Annotated in this window: 7 protein-coding genes and 1 pseudogene; 3 read left to right on the top strand and 5 right to left on the bottom strand. The window is 50.1% G+C overall.

Translation table 11 applies throughout. The features are described from left to right. From J7439_RS18000 to J7439_RS17990, 3 genes are all read right to left on the bottom strand, one after another. Positions 1–812: IS1634 family transposase (locus J7439_RS18000; protein WP_209203340.1), on the bottom strand; the 812-nt coding region annotated here is incomplete at its 3' end. Between the two features lie 108 nt (positions 813–920). After that, positions 921–2,267, bottom strand: a complete 1,347-nt coding sequence (locus tag J7439_RS17995) for a glutamine synthetase family protein (protein WP_209203339.1) — start codon at positions 2,265–2,267, stop codon at positions 921–923. Positions 2,268–2,292: 25 nt separating this feature from the next. Then, complete coding sequence (locus J7439_RS17990) at positions 2,293–3,081, bottom strand: gamma-glutamyl-gamma-aminobutyrate hydrolase family protein (RefSeq protein ID WP_209203338.1); 789 nt, start codon at positions 3,079–3,081, stop codon at positions 2,293–2,295. Between the two features lie 108 nt (positions 3,082–3,189). Here J7439_RS17990 and J7439_RS17985 point away from each other — a divergent pair, with 108 nt between their 5' ends. After that, positions 3,190–3,360, top strand: a complete 171-nt coding sequence (locus J7439_RS17985; protein ID WP_209203337.1) for a XapX domain-containing protein — start codon at positions 3,190–3,192, stop codon at positions 3,358–3,360. A 26-nt stretch (positions 3,361–3,386) separates the two neighbouring features. Here J7439_RS17985 and J7439_RS17980 read toward each other — a convergent pair. After that, positions 3,387–4,019, bottom strand: a pseudogene (locus J7439_RS17980) (aminotransferase class III-fold pyridoxal phosphate-dependent enzyme); the annotation flags it as partial. Positions 4,020–4,111: 92 nt separating this feature from the next. Here J7439_RS17980 and J7439_RS17975 point away from each other — a divergent pair. Next, the gene (locus tag J7439_RS17975) at positions 4,112–5,608 is read left to right on the top strand and encodes an aldehyde dehydrogenase (protein ID WP_209203335.1); all 1,497 of its coding nucleotides are present in this window, start codon (positions 4,112–4,114) and stop codon (positions 5,606–5,608) included. On the opposite strand, the gene J7439_RS17970 is transcribed toward J7439_RS17975, so the two are convergent. Next, complete coding sequence (locus J7439_RS17970; protein ID WP_209203334.1) at positions 5,597–6,481, bottom strand: protein kinase domain-containing protein; 885 nt, start codon at positions 6,479–6,481, stop codon at positions 5,597–5,599. The two genes, J7439_RS17975 and J7439_RS17970, sit on opposite strands and share 12 nt — an antisense overlap. Before the next feature lie 428 nt (positions 6,482–6,909). On the opposite strand from J7439_RS17970, the gene J7439_RS17965 reads away from it, so the two are divergent. After that, positions 6,910–8,208: an NAD(P)/FAD-dependent oxidoreductase gene (locus J7439_RS17965; protein ID WP_209203333.1), complete on the top strand. Its 1,299-nt coding sequence runs from the start codon at positions 6,910–6,912 to the stop codon at positions 8,206–8,208. Positions 8,209–8,266: the final 58 nt, after the last annotated feature.

Genomic DNA, 8,266 nt, shown 5'->3' with positions numbered 1-8,266 from the left:
TCATAGCCTTCAACAGGCTCCAGTGCCATGGCAGGCGCTTTGCTGACCAGCTCCCTGGCATCCTTGATATTCAGCGGCACCCGGGAGATAAACAGCTGTTTTTGCTTATCAAGCAACTGGAGGGTTTCAGCAACGTACATGGCTGCATCTGCAACCAGATAACGGTTATTCAAAGCCGACTTAAAACACGACAAATAATTTTTGATAATTTCCTGAAAGCAAGTCTTGTCGTTTACATTACCGCTCGCAGGTGCCATAAACACAGGGATACCCGCCTCATTTTCGGTGATTAGCTGCAAGACAACCTGATTCAGGTCAGGTCGGTGATCACGGCTGTAGCCGCGGCAGATATGGATGCAGTTCAAGTCATCAGGGTTTTCATTACTGTTATAGACACCGTCTGTATGAAAACTGGTGCCGTCCAGGTTTAATGCCTTGCAGGTCAGCTTTAGATGGTTGACGACCTTAATGGCAAGATTCAGGTATAAGTCACTGACGCCAACGTCATAAAGACTGTCGAGAGAGCGGCCAAGTATTTTGTCGTTTAAGTGTTCTGCCTGTATGCCTTCCCCGATGAGGCGATCAATCGGCTTGTCCTCAAAAAACTCAGGGACCAGGTAGAGGGTCTGCCCTGTAAAGCCCAGCCCATTGATGATCATTGCAACCACAGCCTGTCCAATGGTGACATTGTGTGCCTCCGAGTCATTGGTTATGTGTGCGTCGAAATATTCGGCTATCTTTAGCTCCCGGCACATGGCGGCAACCAAGCCAAGATGATTAAGGTTCTTAAACTGGTATTGAACTGGCGGCATATCGGTGTTCCTGAAGATCTGATCAGTCCTTTGACATCAGATTTCAGGAAAATATCAATCGGGGTGGTGAAAGACAGTCATAGAGTTGTTCCTGGTTTAATTATTTTTCTAAACGGTCATCTGCAGATATTCACGCTCCCAGGAGCTGATAATCTCTTTGAAGTTCTGGTATTCAGTGCGCTTCACTTCAACATAGGAACGAACAAAGCGTCTTCCCAGGGTCTTTTTGAGAATTTCACTCTTTTCCATCAGCTCAAGGGCTTCCTCAAGATTAAGTGGAAGTCTTTTGTCGTTGGAATCATCAGAGGCATTTCCGGTAACGGCTTGTGTTGGCTCTGCGGCATTAACCATGCCAAGGTAACCACAAAGCAGTGATGCCGCAAAGGCGAGGTATGGGTTGGCGTCAGCCCCTGCCAGCCTGTTTTCAACACGGCGGTTGGCAGGAGATGAGTCAGGAATTCTCAGACTGACAGTCCGGTTATCAATACCCCAGGCCAGATTTACCGGCGCAGAGGTGTCCCTGAGAAAACGACGGTAGGAGTTTACGTTCGGCGCAAAAAGAGGCATGGCTTCCGAGACATACTGCTGAAGTCCGCCAATATAGTGGTAAATCATCTTGCTGGGGGAGCCATCTTCGTTGCTGAAAATGTTGTTTCCCTGTTTATCCAGGATACTCTGGTGCAGGTGCATGGAGCTGCCCGGTTCACCACTGATGGGCTTGGCCATAAAAGTGGCATTAATCTTATGTTTTAATGCCGCTTCCCGTACTGTGCGTTTAAATATAAATACCTGGTCTGCCAGAGACAGCGCATCACCGTGACGGAAGTTGATTTCCATCTGGGCCGCACCTTCTTCGTGAATCAGGGTATCTACATCCAGCCCCTGCTGTTCACTCCAGTCGTAAACATCTTCAAAGAGAGGGTCATATTCATTGGCAGCGTCAATGCTATAGGATTGGCGGCCAGACTCAGGACGCCCGGATCGGCCAACCGGCGGCTGCAACGGGTGGTCCGGATTAGCGGTGCGTTTGGTCAGGTAAAATTCCAGTTCAGGTGCCACGACGGGCTTCCAGCCTTTGGCTTCATAAAGCGCCAGAACGTTTTTCAGTACTGCCCTTGGTGCCATGCTGATCAGGTTGCCCTGCTTATCGTAACAGTCATGGATAACCAGCGCCGTTGGCTCCAGTGCCCAGGGTACCATATGGACAGCGGACTCATCGGGTTTGAGAATCATATCGATTTCAGCGGCATTCATCAGCTCATAGTAGATTTCATCATCGACGTAATCTCCGGTCACCCCCTGAATCAGCAAACTTTCCGGCAGTCGTATGCCTTTTTCGGCAATAAACTTGCTACTGGGCATAATCTTGCCACGGGCGATACCGGTAAAATCGGATATGACCGCTTCGACCTCGGTGATTCTCTGCGCTTTTAACCAGCTGGCCAGCTTTTTCATAGTATCTTTGCTTATGGTTATGTTTTTAGTGATGACGAGGCAATCGTTGGTCATGCCTTGTACGACAGGCTTCGGCAAATGCCTGATAGATCTTCATGGAAAACAGACTATCTTCAGCCCTGTATTCCGGGTGCCATTGAACGGCGAGTGCAAAGTTTTTGCTGTTTTCAACGGAAATGGCTTCGATCAGGCCATCCGGCGCGCAGGCTTCAACTTTCAGGCCTGCACCGAGGCGATCAATGCCCTGCATATGCACGGAATTGACCATTTGCTCACCAGTACCCGCGATAGCAGCAAGTATACCTTCGGGCTCAATAATGATGGGGTGGGCTGGTCCATACTGTACCGCTAACGGTGCTTTTTTATCTTCACGGTGCTCCTGGTATTGGCCGGTTGTGTGCAGTGTCGCGTGCAGTGTTCCACCAAATGCCACATTCATTTCCTGCAACCCACGACAGATGCCTAATAAAGGAATACCCAGTGCTATGGCATCAGGGATAAGTTGCAGAGTTGTGTTATCTCTCTGGCTATCATGGTGTGTGCTTTCTTGTGAAACAGCAGAGTTAGCCGGTGCACCGCCGTAGCGCCGGGGTTCAATATTTGAATAAGCACCAGTAACCAGCAGGCCGTCAAGCTGTGAAAGAATGTCCTGACTATCCATGGGAACAGGCAGAGAAGGGATGATAACAGGGATGGCATTGGCAGCATGAACAACAGAGGTGAGATATTTTTCTCCAGCCTGATGTACACGGTGCAGGCCATCCATTGCCGTGTCTGCTGTGACACCGATCAGTGGCCGGGTATCTGTTTTCATAATCCACCTTATTATGTTGCTTAAGCTTCGCTTCCCTGAATCAGACTTCAGGGGCTGTTTTCATGGACTAATATAAGGTTTTCCTGCTGTTTCTTCTGGTGCCACCTGATGAACGAAGCCCTTATTGCTACAGCCACTGGTTTTGCCGTAGGTATGCTCTTCAGCTACTTCCGCTTGCCGATCCCTGCTCCCCCTGTATTGTCAGGTGTTACAGGGATCGTGGGTGTCTATCTGGGACATGTCTGCTTTCAGTTTTTGATCACACGTTTTTTCAGTTAGTTTATTGATTGATCCGGCGCTGAAAATCACCGGTCTTTGGCCTGATGGGAAAACAGGATACCTTCACGGAGAGCCGATACCAGCTGCTCAATATGTGCAGGTTCAATGATCAGAGGTGGTGACATCGCCAGTAAGTCGCCAGCCCAACGCACGAGCACGCCATTTTCGTAGATGTGCCTGAAGATTTTATAACCCCGTTCCCCGGGCTTGCCCTGTTCCGGTGCAAGCTCAATGGCCGCAACCAGTCCGGTGTTGCGAATATCGATCACATTGGGCAGATCCTTCAGGCTCAGCAGGGCATCGGCAAACAGGTCTTCCAACGCTATAGCCCGTTCAAACAAACCCTCTGTCTGATAAATATCAAGGGCTGCCAGGCTTGCGGCACAGGCAACCGGGGGGCCTGAATAGGTATAGCCGTGGAATAGCTCAATCCTGTTTTTGGGACCAGTCATGAATGTGTCGTGTATTTGATCGCTGACCAAGACGGCACCCATGGGGATGGCCCCGTTGGTAAGTCCTTTTGCTGTGGTCATAATGTCAGGCTCAACCCCCCAGCGCTCGGAAGCAAGGGCTGTACCAACCCGACCAAAGCCGGTAATGACTTCATCAAAAATCAGCAGAATGCCGTGCTTTCGAGTGATTTCAAACAGTGTGTACAATATTTCAAACAATCTGTATTGAATCAAGTACTGCATTTCGTTAATGTGCTTTTATCAACAAATGCCCTCAAACAATAATAACAGGAGCAGTTATGGCGACCAGAGCGCGCGGGCAATGGCAGGCTATGGCCGATGGGCTGGAGCTCCGCCATCAGGCCTGGATCAACGGTGAATACACTGATGCTGCCAGTGGTGACACCTTTGATTGTTTCTCTCCTGTGGATGGCAGGCTTCTGACCCGTGTAGCCAGCTGTGATGAAACGGATGTCAATCGTGCGGTTGCTGCTGCCCGTTCAACGTTTGAGTCTGGCGTCTGGTCCCGCAAATCTCCGGTCGCCCGCAAAAAAATTCTTCAGGCCTTTGCCCGCAAAATTGATCAGCATCTGGAGGAGCTGGCGCTGCTGGAATCGATTGATATGGGTAAGCCCATCAGCGATGCCCTGGGTGATGATATTCCCGGCAGTGCCAACTGTATTCGCTGGTGTGCCGAGGCCATCGATAAAATATACGACGAAGTAGCTCCGGTTGGTGAGGACAGTCTTGCCCTAGTTACCAGGGAGGCGGTCGGGGTTGTTGCTGCCATTGTTCCCTGGAACTTCCCATTAAGCATGGCCTCCTGGAAACTGGGGCCGGCACTGGCTACCGGTAACAGTGTGATTCTCAAGCCTTCAGAAAAGTCACCGCTGACAGCGATCAGAATTGCAGAGTTGGCCGCAGAGGCCGGCTTGCCCAAAGGTGTCTTGCAGGTGCTGCCCGGTTTTGGCCACACGGCTGGAAAAGCGCTGGCACTTCATCCGGATGTTGATTGCCTTGCGTTTACCGGTTCTACCAAAGTGGCACGGCAACTGATGATCTATGCTGGTGAGTCGAATATGAAGCGGGTATGGCTGGAGGCTGGTGGTAAAAGTCCTCATGTTATTTTTGCTGATGCTCCCGACCTTGAAAAAGCAGCCAGCTATGCTGCCATGGCTATCGGTTATAATCAGGGCGAAGTATGTACTGCCGGGTCGCGGCTCCTGGTGGAAGCTTCAATACACGACGAGTTTATATCACTGCTGAAAAAGCAGATGGCCACCTGGCGACCCGGTCACCCCCTGGACCCTGAAACCAGGTCCGGTGCCATCGTTGATGATATTCAGACCCGCGATGTGCTCCGCTATATCGAGACCGGCAGGCAGGAAGGCGCAAAGCTGGTGATGGGGGGAAGCCGGGTTATGGAGGAAACGGGTGGTTACTATATCGAACCCACGGTGTTTGACCAGGTTGATAATCAGATGACCATTGCCCGTGAAGAGATCTTTGGGCCGGTGCTGTCGGTTATTACCTTCCATGATGAGGAGGAGGCAATCCGCATTGCCAATGACAGCGACTACGGCCTTGCGGCAGCGCTCTGGACCGGTAATCTTGGCAAAGCGCATCGGGTAGCCAGGCGACTCAGGGCCGGTTCAGTGTTTATCAATAACTACCATGGTGGCGATATGACGGTGCCTTTTGGTGGCTTCAAGCAATCCGGTAATGGTCGGGATAAGTCGCTCCATGCCTTTGATAAATACACGGAGTTGAAAGCTACCTGGATTTCACTGCTTTAAGCCTGCTAACCGGTCCAACGCTGCTTTCGCTTCTGGCAATGCCAATCGCTGTCTCGGTTGACGAAACAGCGAAAGCATGATGTTCAACAATTCAGGATGAAAAAATCTGAATCTTGACAGCATGTATGACCTTTTTTGTGCCTCATTTTTTTTATTGAAACGGATGATTTCCTTATAAACCTCAGAGTGATCGTTTGAGTTATATAATCGTATTCCGGTGGATACAACAAATAGAAGCACCCCGAGTGACCAGGCATCTACGGTATAATTATATCTACTCTCAGAGAGAATCTCGGGGGCAACATAGTCAACAGTGCCACAGAGGGTTCTGGTATAATCGTCCTTTTTCAGGTGTTTGGTGAGCCCCATATCGGTTAGCTTTACAATGCTTTCTTCCCCCGGGGCTTTTGGGGGGGCATAAAGTATATTGTCGGGCTTAATATCCCGATACACCAAATTCTGATCATGAATACACATTAATGCGGCACAGATTTTTCTGCCAATATCAACTGCAAGGTCTAGACCGGGTTGGACTTTTTTATTCACAAGGCTTTCACACAGGTCAATGGCATCAATATATTCGAGAACGCAGGCCATGGGCCTGTAGAGAGCCAGAGAAAAATCAGGATCTCCGTGTTGGATCAAACGATATTCATTTTTAGCCTCTCGCCGTACTAAAACCGCCAGAGTTTTAACAATATTCGGATGATCCGGAATATTCAGCCCTGATATCTCTCCGTTTTTCTGCTGAATGAGTCTCCGCTCTATTGAGGCTGTTTTATCTTTTAACAGCTTCACAGCGATGGTTTGTTGTCCATCCGATACTTTTTTTACCACAGAAGACCCTCCTTCGTTGATTTTTCTGCTTTCCACCGGTTCTTTCAGGGGCAAGCGCTGCACTATCACCTGTTCGGTTTCATTCAGTGGGGTGTAGTGGCGACTGGCTCTTTTATTGATAAGTGCCTTTTCAGGTAGAGGAAGGTCAATGGATTCTCCGGTAATTTTTCCGGCGATCGCTACTCCATCATCCGGTTTTACCGAATATTGATTGTGTTTCGCAGGACGCGCTGTTTCTTCAACGGCTCCCCGGGGCGGGTTTGTGCTGAAAGATAAATGTTGTTTGCCGGGTTCCTTGAGGGGTGTCATAAAAAAAAGCTCGTCATAAGTATCAATTTTTAGACTCTGACACAGACTGAAAATTCCCTTGATATATCAGGGGCCCTGAGGAATAGTTCGTGAGGAATAGTTTGCTGAAATTCTGCCTCTTGAAAAAGTTGAAATATAAGAACAGGCAATGATTTATGAAACTCAAAGCACCTGTACATACCGAAGCCCATGCGCAGTCTTACTACGCCGCGTCACTGAACTTTGCAACAGATTATCCGGTGCTGGAAGGTAGCCTGACCGTCGATGTCTGTGTGGTTGGTGGTGGGTTCTCCGGCGTCGCTACAGCCCTGGAACTGGCTGAGCGTGGCTATCGCGTTGCTGTTCTGGAGGCACGGAAAATCGGTTGGGGGGCAACCGGGCGCAATGGCGGTCAGCTGATTCGGGGGATGGGGGAAGAGCCGGAGCAGTTTCGCAACCAGATCGGTACCGATGGGGTCGAGGCAATCCATCGAATGGGGTTTGAGGCGGTTGAGCTGGTACGCGAGCGGGTCCGGAAATACGGCATTCAGTGTGACTTGAAAATGGGCTATGTGGATGCGGCGATCAAGCCAAAACAGATGGCCGGGATTACGGAAGATTATGAGTTCCTGAAGGCACGCCATTATGCCCATGAACTGCGGCTGCTATCACAGGATGATATCAAACAATATGTCAATACTGACCGGTATATTGGTGGCATGCTGGACTCGGGAAGTGGTCATTTGCACCCATTGAATCTCTGCCTGGGTGAGGCGCGTGTCGCTGAGGGATTAGGGGTACAGTTTTTCGAATATTCGCCGGTGGTGAAAATCCATAAGGGTAACCTGCCCGGGGTCGAAACGGCGAAAGGTTCGGTAACCTGCCAGTTCCTGGTATTGGCAGGGAATGCCTACCTGGGGAACCTGGAACCCAAGATTGGCGGGAAAGTGTTACCTGCGGGCAGTTATATCATTGCCACAGAACAACTGGAGGACAGGGTTTGGCAAAACCTGATACCACAAGACACGGCTGTCTGTGATGTCAGCCTTGCCCTGGATTACTTCCGCCTTTCTGCGGATAAACGACTGTTGTTTGGTGGTATGTGCAATTACTCTGGGCGGGATCCAAAAGATATTGTCGCATCGCTTCGCCCGAAAATGTTGCAGGTCTTTCCTCAGCTGGAAAATGTCGCTATTGAATACCAGTGGGGCGGCATGATCGGGATTGGTGCCAACCGCATGCCACAGATTGGTCGATCAGGGGCAAACATTTACTTTGCCCAGGCCTATTCTGGCCACGGGGTCAATGCCACCCATATGGCGGGGAGGGTGCTGGCAGAGGCTATTTCCGGCCAGGCAGAACGGTTTGATGTGTTTGCCAGTATTCGTCATATCACTTTTCCCGGTGGGCGCTATTTCCGTTCGCCGTTACTGGCCCTTGGGATGCTGTGGTATCGGCTGAAAGAGATGGTTTAGCCTGCGCTGGGCGTTGATAACGCTGAACAGCCATTTGGGGCTTTTTTTTCTCCATGAG

Origin of the sequence: Salinisphaera sp. G21_0 (assembly GCF_017744115.1) — a bacterium.
GTDB lineage: Bacteria > Pseudomonadota > Gammaproteobacteria > Pseudomonadales > Endozoicomonadaceae > Endozoicomonas.
The sequence above is the reverse complement of the archived record's forward strand: the minus strand, read 5'-3'. Positions and strand labels throughout refer to the sequence as shown.

Coding starts and splice junctions, on each gene's coding strand:
- J7439_RS17985 (WP_209203337.1), top strand. CDS start 3,190: ATGAACGAAGCCCTTATTGCTACAGCCACTGGTTTTGCCGTAGGTATG.
- J7439_RS17975 (WP_209203335.1), top strand. CDS start 4,112: ATGGCGACCAGAGCGCGCGGGCAATGGCAGGCTATGGCCGATGGGCTG.
- J7439_RS17995 (WP_209203339.1), bottom strand. CDS start 2,267: ATGAAAAAGCTGGCCAGCTGGTTAAAAGCGCAGAGAATCACCGAGGTC.
- J7439_RS17965 (WP_209203333.1), top strand. CDS start 6,910: ATGAAACTCAAAGCACCTGTACATACCGAAGCCCATGCGCAGTCTTAC.
- J7439_RS17990 (WP_209203338.1), bottom strand. CDS start 3,081: ATGAAAACAGATACCCGGCCACTGATCGGTGTCACAGCAGACACGGCA.